The sequence below is a fragment of the Kineococcus lubricus genome (assembly GCF_050871965.1).
GTDB lineage: Bacteria > Actinomycetota > Actinomycetes > Actinomycetales > Kineococcaceae > Kineococcus.
Map to the genome: position 1 here is coordinate 129,396 of NZ_JBJLSK010000009.1, position 15,978 is coordinate 145,373.

Here is a 15,978-nt window from a genome sequence, read left to right on the forward strand (position 1 = left end):
TAGCATGGGCCGGTGCCTGAGGGAACCGAGCAGCGCCGCTCATACCGCAAGGGGATCGAGCGCCGGCAGCAGATCCTCGACCACGCCATCGAACTGTTCGCGAGCCGCGGCGTCGACGGCGCGTCGCTGCGGTCGGTCGGCGACGCGATCGGGGTTTCGCACGCCGCCCTGCGGCACTACTTCCCCTCCCGCGACGAACTGCTCGTCGAGGCCTACCGCGAGCACGAGCGCCGACTGCCCCCCGACCCCGACGCCGAGCACGGCGCGGTGGAGGGCATCGCGCGGTCGGTCGACCGCAACCGCGTCGTGCCCGGCCTGGTGCAGCTGTACTCGACGCTGATGGCCGACGCCCTCCAGGAACAGCACCCGCTGACCCGGCGGTTCATCCGGGAACGTTTCGCCCGCGTCCGCGCCGAGCTCGCCGAGCGGATCGCCGCGGGTCAGCGGGAGGGCCGCATCGCCGCCGACGTCGACCCTGTCGACGCGGCCGCCCTCGTCGTCGCCGCCTCCGACGGCCTGCAGGTGCAGTGGCTGCTGGACCCGCAGGACGTGGACGTCCGCCGGTCCCTGGAACTGCTGGAACGCCTGCTGCCCGGCCCCTCCGGGACGTGAACCGCGGGGCCGGGCAGGCAGGGCCCCGTCAGGCCGGGCGCGTCCAGTCCTGCCCCGGCACCCACTCGGGGAACGCGTAGTCCTGGCGCGTCACCGCCGCGCCGGCCGCGGCGGCCGTCGCGATGGCAGCGTCGAGGTCGGCGTCGAACCGGCCGTTGAGGTCGCGCAGGGCGGCGCGCAGGTCGGTGACGTCCCCGCCGAGGTACCCCTGCACGATGTCTCCCAGGTGGGGGCTGACGGGTTTCTGCGCGGCCTGCACCTGGGCGACGGCGGGGTTGCGGACGATCGGCTCCGGGGCCCGCCTGACCGACTCGGCGAACCAGACGGCGAGCTGCTTGTACGGCTCGATGACGTCGGCCGACTCGACCACCGACAGGTCCGAGGGCGGCTGGTCCATGCCGCTGGCCAGCCCCTTCTGGTACTCCGTGGTCGTCATGGACTCGATGACGGCGGTCGCCTCCTCGGGGTGCGCGGTGTTTCCGGCGATGAAGAACTGCGCGGCGGGCGTCCCGCGGTAGGTCACCACGGGCCGGCCGTCGGGGGTCAGGATCGGGCCGACGCCCATCTTGTCGACGAACTCCGGCACGACGTTCCTGGCTCCCCCGGCGCACCACGGCCCGTCGGGGAAGTACGCGGCGACGCCGGAGGCCCACCGGGTCCGGGCATCGGCGACGGTGAGGCTGCCCGAGCCGGGCAGGATCAGCCCGGAGTCGTTGAGCTCCTTCCAGAACTCGATCGCGTCGACGTAGGTGTCGTCGTCGTACGCGTACTCCCCCGTCGCGTACTTCATCCCCTGGAACCCGGGGAAACCGGCGGCCTGCGCGAGGTCGTCGATCTGCTCCCGCATGCGGGCCACCCCGCCCAGGGCCAGCACCATGGGCGCGGCGTCCCCACCGGCGGCCTTCACCTTCTGCAGGTTCGCCCGGAAGTCGTCGTAGGAGGCGGGCGGGTCGTCGGGGTCCAGACCGGCGGCGGTGACGAGGTCGACGTTGAACCAGTGCGCCGCGGCGTACTGCTGGTAGCTGAACAGCGGCAGGCCGTACAGCTTCCCGTCGATGGTCGTGATGCCCTCGGTGTAGGCCCCCTCGGGCAGCGCGGCCCTGGCCTCCTCCGACAGCACGATCTCGTGCAGCCAGCCCTCGGCGACGAGCGCGGGCAGCGGCAGGCCGACGACGTTGCTGTAGACGTCGGGCAGCTGCTTGCTCTGGTTGGCCAGCTGCAGCGCCTCGGTGGACTTGCTGACGTCGTTGTACGTGTACTCGATGGACACGCCGAGGTCGGTGGACTCGGTCGCGGCCCAGTCGCGGTGGAACTTCTGCAGGGCGCTGAAGTGGTCCCACCAGCGCAGGCTGACGGGCGCACCGGGGCCGGCGCCGCTGCCTCCGCTGCCGCCGCCGCAGGCGGTCAGCAGCGAGGTTCCGGCCAGGGCGCCGCCACCGGCGAGGAGCGAGCGGCGGGAGATCTGGGGCATGACGGTTCTCCTCATCGAGAGTGGTCGTGCGGGACGGGTGGTCAGGACTTGACGGCGCCGGCGATGCCTTCGACGAAGTACCGCTGGAGGAACAGGAAGAGCGCCACGATGGGCAGGATCGAGATGACCCCGGCCGCCGCCATGCCGGACCAGTCGGTGGCGTTCTCGCCCACGAAGGCCTGCATGCCGACCGACAGCGTCCGCAGGTCGGGGTCGCTGAAGGAGAACACCAGGGGCAGGAAGAACGCGTTCCAGGTGGCCAGGAACGTCAGCAGCGCGACGGTCGCCGTGACGGGCATCGACAGCGGCAGCATGATCTGGAAGAAGACCCGCAGGAACCCCGCACCGTCGACGGTCGCGGCCTCCTCGAGCTCCTTCGGCAGCTGCCGGAAGTACCCGGCGTAGATGAGGATGGCGGACACGTTCGCCGCCCCCGACAGCGCCAGGACCATCCCGGTCAGGGAGTTCAGCAGCCCCAGCTCCATCGACAGCTTGACGATGGGGATGATCGTGTACCCGGTCGGCACGAACAAGGTGGCGACCAGGACGCCTACGACGATGCGCTGCCCCCGGAACCGGAAGCGGCCCAGGACGTACCCGGCCAGGGCGCACCGGACCACGACGATCACCACGGTCGACACCGTGAGGATCACGGTGTTGACCATGTAGCGGCCGAAGTTGGCGTCCGTCCAGGCGCGGGAGTAGTTCTCCCAGGCGAACTCGTCCGGCACGATGCGCAGCCCGGCGGTGAAGACCTCCAGGGAGCTCTTCAGGGACGCCGACACCATCCACACGAACGGGTAGACCCAGATCACCGCCAGCACGGCCAGCAGCAGGACGACACCCCACCACGGAGCCCGCTGCGCCAGGCGGCGCCCCCTGGGGGCGGACGGCACCGACGTGCTCACGACAGCTCCTTCCGGCTGCGCCGGGCCACGACGAGCGCCCACGCCTGCAGCGCCCCGACGACCATGACGAACAACCCGAACAGGACGGCGGCCGCGGAGGCGAACCCGAGCTGCGGGATGGAGGCGCTGAACGCCCAGCGGTAGATGTAGATCTCGATGATCTCGGTGGAGAAGAACGGTCCCCCGCCGGTCATGGTCTGCATGAGGTCGAAGGCGTGGAAGGTGTCCTCGACCGTCAGGACCGTGATGATGAGCAGGAACGGCATCAGCAGCGGGAGGGTCACGTACCGGAAGAGCTGGAACGACCCGGCCCCGTCGATGCGCCCGGCCTCGTACAGCTCGGTCGGGACGGTCTGCAGCGCCGCGAGCCAGTAGACCATGGTGATGCCGAAGAACTTCCACACGTACACGGCGGCCGCGGTGACCAGCGCCGTGCTGGAGTCCCCGAGGAAGTCGATCCCGACCTCGGCACCGAAGGCCTTGAGGAAGGCCGTGAAGGGCCCGCTGGCCGGGTCGAACACGAACTGCATGACGACCCCGACGATGGCGGTCGTCGTGACGACGGGGAGGAAGTACACGGTGCGGAACAGGTTGCGCAGCGGCAGCTTCGGGGAGTTCAGGACCATCGCCAGGAGCAGGCTCAGCAGGATCCGGGCCGGCGCGACGAGCAGCATGAACACCAGGGTGATCTTCACCGAGGCCCAGAACGCCGGGTCGGCCAGGACCGCCCGGTAGTTGTCGACGCCCACGAACCGCTGGCCCGAGGAGAACCCGTTCCACTCGACGAGGGAGTACCAGTAGCTGGCGACGATCGGGTACAGCGTGTACAGGCCGTACAGGACGACGGTCGGGGTGAGGAACGCCCAGATCCAGATCGTCTGTCGTCTCGTGTCGATCCCGCGCCGGGTCGCCCGGGGTGCTTCGGCCAAGGCCGTGGGCGCTGCGGTGGGCGTGGGGGTGATCGTTCTCGCCATCGAGGGTGACCTCCCTACCGGATCTGGCTGAGCGAGAAGGTGGTGGGGTCACCGCCGGTGCGGTGCCCCCGTTCGAGCGCGGTGATCGAGGCGACCTCGTCGTCGCTCAGGTGGATCGAGGTGGCGGACAGGTTCTCCCGCAACCGCTCCCGGCGCGCGGACTTCGGGATGACGACGTGCCCGAGGTGCAGGTGCCAGGCCAGCACGACCTGCGCCGGGGTGGCCCCGTGGGCCCGGGCGACCGCCCGGACCACCGGGTCGTCGAGGTCGGCGCCCTGCCCGAGCGGGGAGTACGCCTCGACGACGATCCCCCGCTCCCGGCAGGTGCGGACCAGGTCGCGCTGCTGGAACGTCGGGTGCAGCTCGACCTGGTTCACGGCCGGTACCCCGTCGATCGCGTCGAGGTGCTCGGTGAGGAAGTTCGACACCCCGACCGCGCGGACCCGGCCCTCGTCGCACAACCGCCGCAGCGCCCGCCAGCTGTCGGCGAAGAGCCCGGCCGCGGGGTTGGGCCAGTGCACGAGGTAGAGGTCGAGCGCCTCGACGCCCAGGCGGGCGCAGGTGTCGTCGTAGGCGCGCAGCGCCCGGTCGTACCCCTGGTCGCCGTTGCGCAGCTTCGAGGTCACGAACACGTCCTCGCGCGGCAGGCCGCAGGCCCGCAGCGCCGCGCCCACACCGGCCTCGTTGACGTACGCCGCGGCGGTGTCGACGTGCCGGTACCCCAGCTCCAGGGCGTCCTCGACGACGCGCTGGGCCTCCTGCGGCGGGACCTGGAAGACCCCGATCCCGACCTGGGGCATCGCCACCCCGCCCGCCACCCCGCCCGCCACCCCGTCCGCCCCGCCGTCCGCCAGGCGGACCGCCGGCGACAGCTCCGGCGCGCTCACCGGGGTTCCAGCACGAGCATCGAGACCGACGGCAGCGGCAGTTCGACCACCGCGCTGAACGTCCCGTCGACCTCGACCGTCCGCGCGGGTTCGAGCTCCTCCAGGCCCTGCCGCTCCTTCATCGCCGCGACCTGCTCCGCGGTCGGGTTCTGCGGGCGGCCCTGCCCGACCCAGACGGTGTGGGCGTTGCTGCGGGTGGCGTCGATGCGGTGGTGGCTCACGGAGTACGCCGTGCCGGTGAGGCCCTCGACCCGCAGGTCGACGGCGACCGGACCGTCGTCGGTGCGGTACTGGTCGTCGGTGTGCCGCCACACCAGGACGGTCACCCGGCCCGCGGCGTCGGTGGAGGCCAGCACGTCGACCTCCTCGCGCATGCTGCGGCCGTCACCGGCGTCGAGGTCCTCCACGGGGCTCATCGCGGTCGAGGTGGCGTCCAGGCGGCGCCCACCCAGGCGCGACACCATCCGGTAGGCGTTCAGCAGGGGTTTCTCGACGCCGCCGGCGGTGAGGAAGGCGCGGGTGCCCTCGAAGTACCGTTCGCCCTCGAAGTAGAAGCTCCAGGACGTGGCCTGCTCGACGGTGACGGCCTCGGACTCGTTGAGGTCGAGGATCTTCTTGAACAACTTGACCTGGAACACCGGGTAGTACTCGGTGTTCTGGAACCCGAAGTTGGCGTTGTCGTAGACGCTGTAGTGGGCGGGCACCCCGGCGTCGCACTCGTCGACGATCGCGGGCAGCGAGTGGTACTGCGGGAACTCGGCGACGACCCGCTGCATGCGGCGGATCTCGTAGAGCATCTTGTGCGCAGACGGGTTCTGCTGCTCCGGCGCGGCTGCTCCCGTCGGGCCGTAGACGCGCCACGGGGTGAACGCGGACCCCTTGGTGTGGAAGGAGACGAAGTCGAGCGGGACGTCGTGCGTCGAGGTGTGCTCCAGGAACCCGCGCAGGAACTCGACCCCGCCGCCGGTGACGGCCGGTCCCCCGACCTTCGCGTCGGGCAGCACGCTGCGCACGGCCTCGGCGGTGACGGTGTAGAGGTCGTAGAACTGCTGCGGGGTCCCCTTCCAGTAGAAGATGTCCGGCTCGTTCCACAGTTCCCACAGCCACTCGCGCACCTCGTCGGCGCCGTACCGCTCCAGGCAGTGCCGGGCGTGCGCGGCGACCAGGCCGCCCCACATCCCGTAGTCCTTCGGGGGGTAGGCCCAGGCCCCGGCCTCGTAGTTGCTGTACACCGTGGGGCTGGGGACGACCTCCAGCTCGTCGGCCTCCGGCGGCAGCAGGTCGCGCGGGGTGAAGGCGAGCTCGACCAGGACGTGGTGCCCGGCCTCGACGATGGCGTCGTACGTCTGGTCGGCGATGGTGAAGTCGTAGAACGGGTTCCCGTCGGCGTCCTCGTGGTAGACGTTCCCGTTGCCCCAGTGCGGGATCCCGAACCCGGTGCCCGAGCAGAACACGTAGTGCGGGCGGACCAGGAACGGACGGGGGGAGAACTCCCCGAAGGTCTTCAGCAACTGCCGGCCGGTCGGGGTGTACGTCCAGTTGATCTCGTCGTATCCGATGCTCTCCCACAGCCGGGTGAGCGGCCCGCGATCGCTCGAGGCGTCGACGACGACCGTCGCGGTCTCGACGTGCGGGGCGGTCGGGTCGCTCGGGGCCGAGCGGGGGAAGTGGTTGGTGTCGGAGGACAGGCCCGGGTTGTGGGCCGGGTGCTGAGCAGTGCTGGTGCTCATGGTTCGCCTTCCGGGCGTGGGGGACCGCGGCGGTGCGGTCGGCGGGGGTTCGGGTGGTGGAGGAGGTTCAGGCGTGGGCGGCGTCGGGCGTGTCGTACGCCTCGAGCGCGCGGTCCCGCGCCTCGGTGATGTGCGCGGCCATGGCCTCGCGGGCCGTGACCGGGTCCCCGGTCCGCAGGCCCTGCAGGACGCGGGTGTGCTCGGCGACGCAGTGCTCGGAGTCGGTGACCCCGCCGCCGCCGAAGAGGCGGAACCGCTGGATCTGGCCACCGAGGGCCTGGTAGGCGGAGATCAGGAACTCGTTCCCGGTCGCCTCGGCGATGATGCGGTGGAAGCGCTCGTCGGCTTCCCAGTACTGCCGGAACTCGTGGAACGACGGTCCCAGCGGGGCCGTCGCGAGGTCGTGGACGGCCCGCTCGAGGTCGGCCAGGACGGTCGGGGTCAGCTGCTGCGCGGCCAGTTCGGCCAGCGCGGGTTCGAGCAGGAGCCGGGCCTGCATGAGGCGGACCAGCTCCTCGGGGGTGGCCACCGGTGCGACCCGGTAGCCCTTGAGGGCCGTGCGGCGGACGAGCCCGGTGGACTCCAGCCGGGCGAGCGCCTCGCGGACGGGGGTCTGGGAGACCCCGAACTCCCGGGCGAGGGCGTCGATCCCCAGCGCCGCACCGGCTTTCAGCTCACCGTCGATGAGGAGGTCGAGGACGGCGTCGTAGACGTGGTCGGCGAGCATCTGACGGCTGGGCGCCAGGGAACGTCGCGTCGTCGTCCGGTCCACGAGCGTCATCGTAGACAGCCCTTCCGGTGGCGGTGGGGACGGTGAGTCGTCGGGCGGGGGGCGTGGCACCTGGTTCACCTCCTCGGGGCTCTGCGGTGAGCGCCTGTCATCGACCGTAGATCGTGCACGATCGATGGTCAAGGGTTTCCCCCCCCTGGATCGTCCGGGTTCCCCCAGGACGCGGGAACCCGCCCCCCGGTCGAGGACGGCTGGACCCGGCTCGTGGCGGGTCCCCTCGATCGCGGGGCGGGTCCCCTCGGGCGCCGTGAGGGCGCCGGGACGGTCAGACGCGGAAGCGGCCCACCGCCTCACCGAGCTCCGCCGACAGCGCCGCCAGCGTCGACGACGACGCGCGGGTCTGGCCCGCGGCCCGGGTCGTCGCCGCCGCGCTGTCGGCGATGGCGGAGATGTTGCGGGCGATGTCCTGCGAGGAGCCGGCCGCCTCGCTCACGTTGCCGTTCATCTCCGAGGTCGTCGCCGTCTGCTCCTCGACCGCCGAGGCGATCGTCGTCTGGTAGTCGCTGATGCGGGCGATGACCTCGCGGATCTGCGCGATGGAGCTCACCGCGTGACCGGTGTCGGCCTGGATGGTGTCGACGCGACGGGTGATGTCCTCCGTCGCCCGCGCGGTCTGCTGCGCCAGCTCCTTCACCTCACCGGCCACGACGGCGAAACCCTTGCCCATCTCCCCGGCCCGGGCCGCCTCGATGGTCGCGTTGAGCGCCAGCAGGTTCGTCTGCTCGGCGATCGCGGTGATCGCCTTGACGACGTCACCGATCTCGCGCGAGCTGTCCCCGAGCTTGCTGACCGTCTCGTCGGCCGCCGAGGCGGTGTCCACGGCCTGCTCCGCGACCCGGGCCGCGTCGGCGGCGCTCACGCTGATCTCGCGGATGCTGGCCCCCATCTGCTCGCTGCCGGCGGCCAGCGTGGCCACCGTGCGCGAGACCTCCTCGGCCGCACCGGAGACCAGCCCCGCCTGGGTGGCCGCGGAGTCGGCGCTGCCGGCCAGCTCGGCGCTCGTGGAGGACAGCTGGGTGCTGGCCCCGGCCAGGGCCGCCGAGGTGGTGGTGATGGACTGCACGACGGCGCGCACGTTGGTCGTGGCGCGGCGCAGGCTCTGGGCCATCCGGCCGATCTCGTCGCGGGAGTCGATGCCCGCGTCCTGGGTGAGGTCACCGGCCGCGACGGCGTCCAGGACGGCCGAGACGCGCCCCAGGGGACGGGTGATGCCGCGCACGACGACGACGGCGACCGCGAGCGCGAGCAGCAGCCCGGCCAGGAGCACGAGGGGGACGAGGACCAGGGCCGACCGGGCCGACCCGGTCGCGGCGTCGGTGCGCGCCTTGGCCCGCGCCTCCTCCGCCTGGCCGGCCGCCTCGATGGCGTCGCTGCCGGCCGAGACCACCGGCAGGATCTGCTCGCGGTAGGCCGTCGCCGCCCCGGCGACGTCACCGGCGTCGGCCAGGGGCACGAGGGTGTCGTGGAAGAGGGCGTCGATCTGCTCCTGCGCGTCACGCACCGCCTGCACCTGCTCGGGGTCCGCGGCGTCGGGGGCGTAGGCGTCCAGGCCCTCGGCGAGGTCGGCGGACTTCTCCTCGAACTGCGTCAGCAGGTCGGCGCGGACCTCGGGGCCGGCCGCGGAGTACTCCACGACCCGGGCGCGGGCGGCCTGGAAACCGCGCTGGGCGGCGGCCAGGTCCACCAGCGGCTGCACGCTCTGGGAGTAGGTGGTCGCGGTGGTGTCCCGCAGCTCCACCAGGCGGGCCGTGGCGACCCCGCCGACGGCGAGGGCGACGAGGGCGCCCACCGCGACGCCGGCGCCGATGCGTGCTCCGACCGGGCGGTCGGAGATCCAGGACCGCTGGCGGCCGCTCTCGGGTGCTGCAGGCATCGTCGCTCCTCCTCGAGACGTGCACGGGTGCACGCAGGAGCGAGTGCTCCCTGCTGACCATCGACGGCGCGGGGGACCACCTGAGCCGGGACGATCACGGTCTCGACGACGGGCGGCGGGCCTCCTCAGCGGGAGCCGGCCGCCGCGGGCGCGGACCCGCACCCGCAGGACGCCCGCACGACGAGCTCGGCGGGCAGCACCTGCCGGTCGTGCGTCTCGGCCGGGGCCAGGGCGCGGGCGACGGCGGCCGCGGCCATCGCGGCCACCGGCTGCCGCACCGTCGTCAGCTGCGGGGTGGTGAACTCCGTCTCGACCGTCCCGTCGAAGCTGACGACGGCGACGTCCCGCGGGACGCGCAGCCCGAGTTCGAACAGCGCGCGCAGGACCCCGACGGCCTGCAGGTCGGAGGCGACGAACACGGCCCGGGGGCGGTCGGGCCGGGCGAACATCCGGGTCCCGGCCGCGTACCCGCCGGCCCGGGAGAACTCCCCGCGCTCGATCGGCCCCTCCCCGGCGCCGGCGTCGCGCGCGGCGGCCCGCCAGCCCTGTTCGCGCAGCTCCCCCGCCTCGCCGCCGATGACCAGGCCGACCGGGCCGTACCCGTGGCCGAGCAGGTGCGCGGTGCCCTCGCGCGCCCCGCCGAAGGCGTCGACCCCCAGGCTGGGGAACCCCGGCACCTCGAAGAACGTGTTGAGCAGGACCAGCGGTACCCGGGGGCCGGAACGGGCCACCAGGTCGGGCCGGGCCAGGACGCTGGTGACGATGAGCGCTTCGACGCCGCGGGCGGCGAGGGTGTCGATGCGCCGGTGCTCGGCCTCGGCCCCGCCGTCGGTGCTGGCCAGCAGCACGTCGTAACCGCGGCCCGCGGCGACGTCCTCGACGGCGAGCGCGAACTGCGCCCACAGCGGGTTCCCGAGGTCCGGCACGACGTGCCCGAGGAGCCGGGACGACCCGCGCCGCAACGCCTGCGCGCTCGGGTTGGGCCGGTACCCCAGCAGTTCGACCGCTTCGCGGACCCGCGCCGCGGTCGCCTCGGCGACCGGGCGCGGACCGCCGTTGACGACGTAGCTGACGACCGCGGAACTCACGCCCGCGTACCGGGCGACGTCGGCGCGGGTGACGCGCGGGTTCACGCCGGCGGGTCACCGAGGTCGGGGACGGGCAGCCGCTGCCCGCCCTGCTGGGCCGACCGGTGCGCGATGATCCCGGGCATCGTGTAGCGGGCCGCGACCCACGCGTTGACCGGCGGCAGGGTGCCGTCGACGACGGAGCGGACGAAGTCGTCGACGAGGAAGTGGTGGCTGCCCTCGTGGCCGGTGGGGACGCCGGCGAACTCCTTCGGCAGCCGCGCGGTGTCGTGGACCTCGGCGTACCCGGAGACGAACGCGTCGCGCAGCTCGGGGGCGACGTGCGCCAGCCGCGGGTCGTCGTGGGCCATCGAGGGCCGGGTGTGGATGCGGTCGCTGACGTCGGTGACGCCCTGCTTGTCCTGCCACACGCTGATCGTGGCGAGCTGCTCGAAGCTCCCCTCGGTCCCGAAGTACCGGAACCGGGACTCGCGCAGGTGCGAGGGGTACCCGACGCGGCGCATCTCGTTGATGCGCATGACGGCCCCGGTGTTCAGCTCGAACAGGGCGGTGGCGTTGGAGAAGTCGTTGCCGAACTGGCTGACGGCCTTGTCGAAGACGCCGTCGCCGCGGTCGTCGGTGACGCCGAGGCAGCTCACGCTGACGGCGTGCCCGGGGATCGCGCCGAGGACCCCGCCGATGGAGTGCGTCGGGTAGAGCATGGGCGGGTAGCTGGCGGTCCGCTTCCAGTCCTCGCCGCCGGAGTACTGGTAGGCGGCGTAGAACCCCAGGTCCATGTCGTGGACGTAGTCGCCCTCGGCGTAGAACACGCGGCCGAAGGCGTCGCGGGCGACCTGCTGCCGCGCGAACACCGTGGCCGGGTTGTAGTGGCTCGTCTCGCCCATCATGTACGACAGGCCGGTGCGGCGGACCTCGGCGACGATCTCGGTGATCTCCTCCTCGGTGATCGCCATGGGCACCGCGGAGTAGACGTGCTTGCCGGCGCGCAGGGCCTGCACGACGAGCGGGCCGTGGGTCCAGCGCTGGGTGAAGATCGCGACGGCGTCGACGTCGGGCGAGTCGAGCATCGCCTCGAAGCTGTCGAAGGTGCCGGCGAGGTGCTCGCGGTCGGCGAGCTCCTTCGCGCGTTCGGGCAGGACGTCGGTGACGAGGACGCGGTCGACGTCGGGGTGGACGTTGAAGAGCTTGGCGAACTGACCGGCGAACTGACCGGCGCCGACCATGCCGAGGGTGACCATGGAGAACTGCTCCGTTCTACGGGGACGAACCGAGCCTCGCAGACGGATCTACACGTGACAACCCCCTCGCTGCACGGGACTGCGGCGAGGGGGCCGGTGCCAGGTGACACGGGTAGATCAGAGGGTGGCGGCAGCGGGGTCCCAGTCCTCCGGCAGCGGCGCGACGGGCGCCACCTTCGAGGTGATCTCGACGGCCGAACCCTGCGCGGCGGCGTCGCGGATCGCCAGCAGCACGTCCAGGACGTGGGCCGCGACGGCCCCCGAGGCCCGCTCGGTCCCGCCCGTGCGGATCGCGCGGGCCAGGTCCAGGACGCCGGAGCCGCGCCCGTACGTCGACCCGACGGCGGTGAGGGTCGTCGGCTCGTCCTGCCCGTAGCGCCACAGGGTCGAGTCGCCCTCGAACGTGTTCGGGTCCGGCAGCGAGATCGTGCCCTCGGTGCCGTTGATCTCGACCAGGCCCATGCGCGGCATGGCGTGCTGGAACGAGAACGTCGACTGCGCGGACTGCCCGCCGTCGAACTCCAGCAGGGCGGCGTGGTGCGTGGGCACCTCGACTGGGAACGTCTCCCCCGCCCGCGGGCCGGAGGCGATGGTGCGGCGCTCGGCGGACTTCGACGACACGGCCTGGACGCGGCTGGCCGACCCGAAGGCGTGCACGAGGGTCGTCACGTAGTACGGCCCCATGTCGAACAGCGGACCGGCCCCGTGGGCGAAGAGGAAGTCGGGGTTCGGGTGCCACGCCTCGGGCCCGGGCACGTGGAACATCGTGGTCGCCGTCAGCGGCTGCCCGATGTCGCCGCGGGCGATGGCGCGCAACGCGGTCTGGATCCCGGCGCCCAGCACGGTGTCGGGGGCGCAGGCCACCCGCAGCCCCAGCCGTTCGGCGTCGGCCAGCAGCGCCAGCCCGGACTCCGCGTCCAGGGCGAGAGGTTTCTCGCTCCAGACGTGCTTGCCGGCGGCCAGCACCTGCCGGCCGACCTCGGCGTGCGCGGCGGGGATGGTGAGGTTGACGACGATCTCCACGTCGTCGCGGGCGAGCAGTTCCTCGACCGTCCCGGACGCGGCGACGCCGAACGCCTGCGCCTGCGCCGCGGCGCGGTCCAGGGCGATGTCGGCGACGAACCGGACCTCCAGGTCGGGGAACTTCGTCAGGTTCTCCAGGTACTGGGTCGAGATGTTCCCCGCCCCGATGACCCCGACACCGACCACACCAGAACCACGGCTCACTTGTCGTTCTCCTGCAACCACTCGAAGGAAGCGGCGATGCCGTCGAAGACGTCCCCCGCGTAAGCGTCGAACTCGATGACGCGCAGGGCCTGCGGGGCGGCGGCGAGGATCGCGCGGACGTCGATCTCCCCCCGGCCGGCGGGCTGCTGCGTGGAGGTGTCGGTGCTCCTGGCGCCGTCCTTGACGTGGATGAACCTCACCCGGTCGCCCAGCGCGGTGAGCAGCGCCGGGGTGTCGGCGCCGCCGACGGTGGCCCAGAACGTGTCGATCTCCAGGACGACCTCGGGGGCGAGCCGGTCGGCGAACACCTCCAGGGCCGAGCGGCCCTCGATCGAGGTCTGGAGCTCCCAGTGGTGGTTGTGGTAACCGAACTCCAGGACGTACTCGGGCGCCAGGGCGCTGAGCTCGTTGACCCGGTCGGCGATCCGCGCGACGTCGTCGGCGGTCCGCCACCGCTCGGCGGGGATGAACGGGTCGATGACGGTGGTGATCCCGAGGAGGTTCGCGGCCTCGAAGACCTCGCGCGGGTTCTGCGCGTCGATGACGGAGGCGTGCCCGGACGGGGCGGTGACCCCGGCCGCGGCGAGGGCGTCCTTGAGCTCGGCGGCGCGGGTGTGGAAGGCGTACGGCTCCACCTGCGTCAGGCCGGTCGCGGCCAGGCGGGCGACCGCACCGGCCAGGTCCTGCTCGGCGGCGTCGCGCACCGAGTACAGCTGCACGGAGGGTTTCCGGGGCACCTCGAGACTCCTTCGTTCCGTGGACGGGGAGCGCCGGCGGCCCCGGCCACCAGTGGTGGCGTCGACCGCGACGCGGCGCCAGCCTACACGCGAACCTTCCAGTGGAAGGTATTCACCGGTGCCCGCTCCCCGGCGAGGGGTGGTCAGTCGAGGCCGCGCGCGGCGAGGGCCTCGCCCAGCCGCTCGGCGTGCGCGACGGTCCGCACGACCGTCGGCACCAGCAGGGCGCGCGGGTCGCCGGACAGCCCGCGCGCCGCGGCCGCCTCGCGCGACTCGGCGAGCAGCCGCCCCACGACGGGGATGCTCGTCAGGGTCAGCGTGAACGCGAACCCCACCCGCTCGGGGTCGACCCCGACGCGCCGCGACGGGCCCAGGGCCCGGACGACGGCCTCCAGCAGGTCCGGGACGGGCGTCGTGGCCGTCACCAGCGTCGCGGCCCACAGGCAGCCCAGCAGGCCGGTGACGACGGTCGCGGCGAGCGCCGGGCCGGCCAGCCACCACTGCAGCGCGGCGAGGGCGAGCAGCAGCCACCACGTCCGGCGGACCTGCGCGCGCAGCAGGCCCGGCCGCAGCCGGGCCGAGCGCGCGGCGAGGGCGAGGAGCGCGAGGAGCGCGGTGAACCCCGCGGCGGCGGGCCAGCCGGGGGCGAACCCGCGGACGAGGCCGACGACCGCCCCGACGAGGACCAGGCCCAGCAGCTTGGCGCCCGGGCCGGCGCGGTGCAGGGCCGAGGTGCCGGGTTCGGCCAGGCCCAGCAGCGGGGGCGGGGCGGCCAGCCCCCTCCTCACACCCACGTCACACCCACGTCGCACCCACCTAGGCCGAGGCCCGGTAGGCGTCCACGACCTCGGCGGCCGGGCCGTCGGCGCGGACCCGGCCGTCCTCGATCCACAGGGCGCGGTCGGCGCGGGCGGCGAGGTCGAGGTCGTGGGTGGCGACGACGACCTGGGCGACGTGGGCGGGCGGGTGGCGCAGGACCTCGGCGACCCGCCGCCCGGTGCGCAGGTCCAGCAGGGTGGTGGGCTCGTCGGCCAGCAGGACGGCGGGTTCGGTGGCCAGGACCGTCGTCAGCGCCAGCAGCTGCCGCTGCCCCGAGGAGACGTCCCGGACGGAGCGGTCGGCCAGCTCCCCCAGCCCGGCCGCGGCGAGCAGTTCCCGGGCCCGGCCGGTCCGGTCACGGGTCCCGGTGCGCCGCAACGACAGGGCGACGTCCTCGACGGCCGTCGGCATGACCAGTTGCGCGTCGGGGTCGGTGAAGACGAACCCCACGTGCCGGCGCAGCGCGCGCAGGGAGACCTCCGGGTCGAGCCCGTCGACGAGGACCCGCCCCGCCGAGGGCAGGACGAGGCCGTCGAACAGGCGCAGGAGGGTGGACTTGCCGGACCCGTTGGGGCCCACGAGCACCGTGAAGGGGTCGGTGAGCTCCAGGTCCAGCGGGTGCAGGACGACGCGTTCCTCGGCGTCGACCCGGACCCCTTCGCACCGGATCACCCGTTCAGCGGTTCAGCCGGGGGAACGCGCGGTGCACCGGGGAGGCGACGAGGACGGTGAGCACGACCTTGACCAGGTCGCCGGGCAGGTAGGCGGCGCAGACCACGGCGGCGCGGGCCAGGGTGAGGTTCCCGGCGATCGCCATGCCCGGGACGCCACCGAGGTAGACGACGCCGATGCCGCCGGCGACGGCCCCCAGGGCGGTGCCCAGGGCGGGCCGGCCGCGGCGGGTCCCGGCACGGGTGAGCCAGCCGACGACGAACGCCGCGAAGGGGTAGGACAGGAGGAACCCGGCCCCGGGGCCGGCGAACGACGCCAGGCCGGAGGCGCCGTTGGCGAACACGGGGATGCCGAGGGCGCCCACGAGCAGGTAGAGGGCGGCCGCGGCCGCTCCGCGCCAGGGCCCGAGGACGGCGCCGCACAGCATGACGCCGAGCGTCTGCAGGGTGATCGGGATGGCGAGGACCCCCACGGGGATGCCCGGGGTGAGCGCCAGCGCGCAGACCAGGGCCGCGAACACCGCGACCAGGGCCAGGTCGCGGGACCGTTCGACCGGCCGACGGATGCCGGACGGGGTGGACGTCGCACGCGTGGAGGTCACCGGGGGAATCTAGCGGAGCCGCGTCCGGGGCCCGGTGCCGTTGACGGGCCCGCGGCGGCTCAGGCCGGTGGCCCGGACGCCTCGGCGGACTCCTCGGGGTGGCTCTCGCGGTGGGGCGCCCCGGGGTGCCGCAGGTCCCCGAGCAGCCCGGGGTCGCGGCCCTGCAACGGCCCGAGCCGGGGGTCGACCTCCTCGGGGTAGCCGTCGGGTTCGTGCTGGGCGCCGGGTTCACCGGGGTCGCGCGCCCGGCGCAGGTCCGCCACCTCGGCCTCGGCGTTGGGCACGTCGTGCCCGGCCCTCTCGTAGTGGCCGTCCTCGTGCGTCCTCATCGGTCCATGATCGGCGGGGCGC

16 protein-coding genes are annotated in these 15,978 nt (G+C 73.3%); 1 reads left to right on the forward strand and 15 read right to left on the reverse strand.

The annotated features are described in order from the left end of the window. The first annotated feature begins 12 nt into the window (after positions 1-12). Complete coding sequence (locus ACRYRX_RS08995) at positions 13-612, forward strand: TetR/AcrR family transcriptional regulator (RefSeq protein ID WP_432511510.1); 600 nt, start codon at positions 13-15, stop codon at positions 610-612. A 28-nt stretch (positions 613-640) separates the two neighbouring features. Here ACRYRX_RS08995 and ACRYRX_RS09000 read toward each other — a convergent pair whose 3' ends face one another. The 15 genes from ACRYRX_RS09000 to ACRYRX_RS09070 all read right to left on the reverse strand — a co-directional run bounded on the left by ACRYRX_RS09000 (position 641) and on the right by ACRYRX_RS09070 (position 15,956). After that, a complete protein-coding gene (locus ACRYRX_RS09000; RefSeq protein WP_432511511.1) occupies positions 641-2,083 on the reverse strand; it encodes an ABC transporter substrate-binding protein in 1,443 nt (480 codons plus the stop codon). 41 nt (positions 2,084-2,124) lie between these two features. Next, positions 2,125-2,991, reverse strand: a complete 867-nt coding sequence (locus tag ACRYRX_RS09005; protein ID WP_432511512.1) for a carbohydrate ABC transporter permease — start codon at positions 2,989-2,991, stop codon at positions 2,125-2,127. Next, entirely contained in the window at positions 2,988-3,920 is a 933-nt protein-coding gene (locus tag ACRYRX_RS09010; protein ID WP_432511513.1) for a carbohydrate ABC transporter permease, read from the reverse strand. Before ACRYRX_RS09010 ends, ACRYRX_RS09005 begins: the two co-directional genes overlap by 4 nt. Positions 3,921-3,979: 59 nt before the next feature. Further along, positions 3,980-4,765 (reverse strand): aldo/keto reductase, encoded by a 786-nt coding sequence (locus ACRYRX_RS09015; RefSeq protein WP_432511539.1) that lies wholly within the window; start codon positions 4,763-4,765, stop codon positions 3,980-3,982. Positions 4,766-4,848: 83 nt separating this feature from the next. After that, positions 4,849-6,582 carry a GH39 family glycosyl hydrolase gene (locus ACRYRX_RS09020; RefSeq protein ID WP_432511514.1) on the reverse strand — a complete coding sequence of 578 codons (1,734 nt, stop codon included), beginning with the start codon at positions 6,580-6,582 and terminating at the stop codon, positions 4,849-4,851. Between the two features lie 67 nt (positions 6,583-6,649). Continuing rightward, on the reverse strand, positions 6,650-7,363 hold the full coding sequence (locus tag ACRYRX_RS09025; RefSeq protein WP_432511515.1) for a GntR family transcriptional regulator: 714 nt from the start codon (positions 7,361-7,363) through the stop codon (positions 6,650-6,652). Positions 7,364-7,637: 274 nt separating this feature from the next. Beyond that, entirely contained in the window at positions 7,638-9,245 is a 1,608-nt protein-coding gene (locus ACRYRX_RS09030) for a methyl-accepting chemotaxis protein (protein ID WP_432511516.1), read from the reverse strand. Positions 9,246-9,370: 125 nt separating this feature from the next. Next, positions 9,371-10,378 carry a LacI family DNA-binding transcriptional regulator gene (locus ACRYRX_RS09035; RefSeq protein WP_432511517.1) on the reverse strand — a complete coding sequence of 336 codons (1,008 nt, stop codon included), beginning with the start codon at positions 10,376-10,378 and terminating at the stop codon, positions 9,371-9,373. Next, on the reverse strand, positions 10,375-11,571 hold the full coding sequence (locus ACRYRX_RS09040; protein ID WP_432511518.1) for a Gfo/Idh/MocA family protein: 1,197 nt from the start codon (positions 11,569-11,571) through the stop codon (positions 10,375-10,377). Before ACRYRX_RS09040 ends, ACRYRX_RS09035 begins: the two co-directional genes overlap by 4 nt. Positions 11,572-11,688: 117 nt before the next feature. Further along, on the reverse strand, positions 11,689-12,798 hold the full coding sequence (locus ACRYRX_RS09045) for a Gfo/Idh/MocA family protein (RefSeq protein WP_432511519.1): 1,110 nt from the start codon (positions 12,796-12,798) through the stop codon (positions 11,689-11,691). Then, positions 12,795-13,535 (reverse strand): sugar phosphate isomerase/epimerase family protein, encoded by a 741-nt coding sequence (locus ACRYRX_RS09050; RefSeq protein WP_432511520.1) that lies wholly within the window; start codon positions 13,533-13,535, stop codon positions 12,795-12,797. Before ACRYRX_RS09050 ends, ACRYRX_RS09045 begins: the two co-directional genes overlap by 4 nt. Before the next feature lie 143 nt (positions 13,536-13,678). Next, positions 13,679-14,323: a CbiQ family ECF transporter T component gene (locus ACRYRX_RS09055; protein ID WP_432511521.1), complete on the reverse strand. Its 645-nt coding sequence runs from the start codon at positions 14,321-14,323 to the stop codon at positions 13,679-13,681. 28 nt (positions 14,324-14,351) lie between these two features. Then, the gene (locus ACRYRX_RS09060) at positions 14,352-15,026 is read right to left on the reverse strand and encodes an energy-coupling factor ABC transporter ATP-binding protein (protein ID WP_432511522.1); all 675 of its coding nucleotides are present in this window, start codon (positions 15,024-15,026) and stop codon (positions 14,352-14,354) included. 4 nt (positions 15,027-15,030) lie between these two features. Continuing rightward, positions 15,031-15,627, reverse strand: a complete 597-nt coding sequence (locus tag ACRYRX_RS09065) for a biotin transporter BioY (protein WP_432511524.1) — start codon at positions 15,625-15,627, stop codon at positions 15,031-15,033. A 59-nt stretch (positions 15,628-15,686) separates the two neighbouring features. Beyond that, positions 15,687-15,956 carry a hypothetical protein gene (locus ACRYRX_RS09070; protein WP_432511525.1) on the reverse strand — a complete coding sequence of 90 codons (270 nt, stop codon included), beginning with the start codon at positions 15,954-15,956 and terminating at the stop codon, positions 15,687-15,689. Positions 15,957-15,978 lie beyond the last annotated feature (22 nt).

Coding starts and splice junctions, on each gene's coding strand:
- ACRYRX_RS09000 (WP_432511511.1), bottom strand. CDS start 2,083: ATGCCCCAGATCTCCCGCCGCTCGCTCCTCGCCGGTGGCGGCGCCCTG.
- ACRYRX_RS09015 (WP_432511539.1), bottom strand. CDS start 4,765: ATGCCCCAGGTCGGGATCGGGGTCTTCCAGGTCCCGCCGCAGGAGGCC.
- ACRYRX_RS09020 (WP_432511514.1), bottom strand. CDS start 6,582: ATGAGCACCAGCACTGCTCAGCACCCGGCCCACAACCCGGGCCTGTCC.
- ACRYRX_RS09025 (WP_432511515.1), bottom strand. CDS start 7,363: ATGACGCTCGTGGACCGGACGACGACGCGACGTTCCCTGGCGCCCAGC.
- ACRYRX_RS09030 (WP_432511516.1), bottom strand. CDS start 9,245: ATGCCTGCAGCACCCGAGAGCGGCCGCCAGCGGTCCTGGATCTCCGAC.
- ACRYRX_RS09040 (WP_432511518.1), bottom strand. CDS start 11,571: ATGGTCACCCTCGGCATGGTCGGCGCCGGTCAGTTCGCCGGTCAGTTC.
- ACRYRX_RS09070 (WP_432511525.1), bottom strand. CDS start 15,956: ATGAGGACGCACGAGGACGGCCACTACGAGAGGGCCGGGCACGACGTG.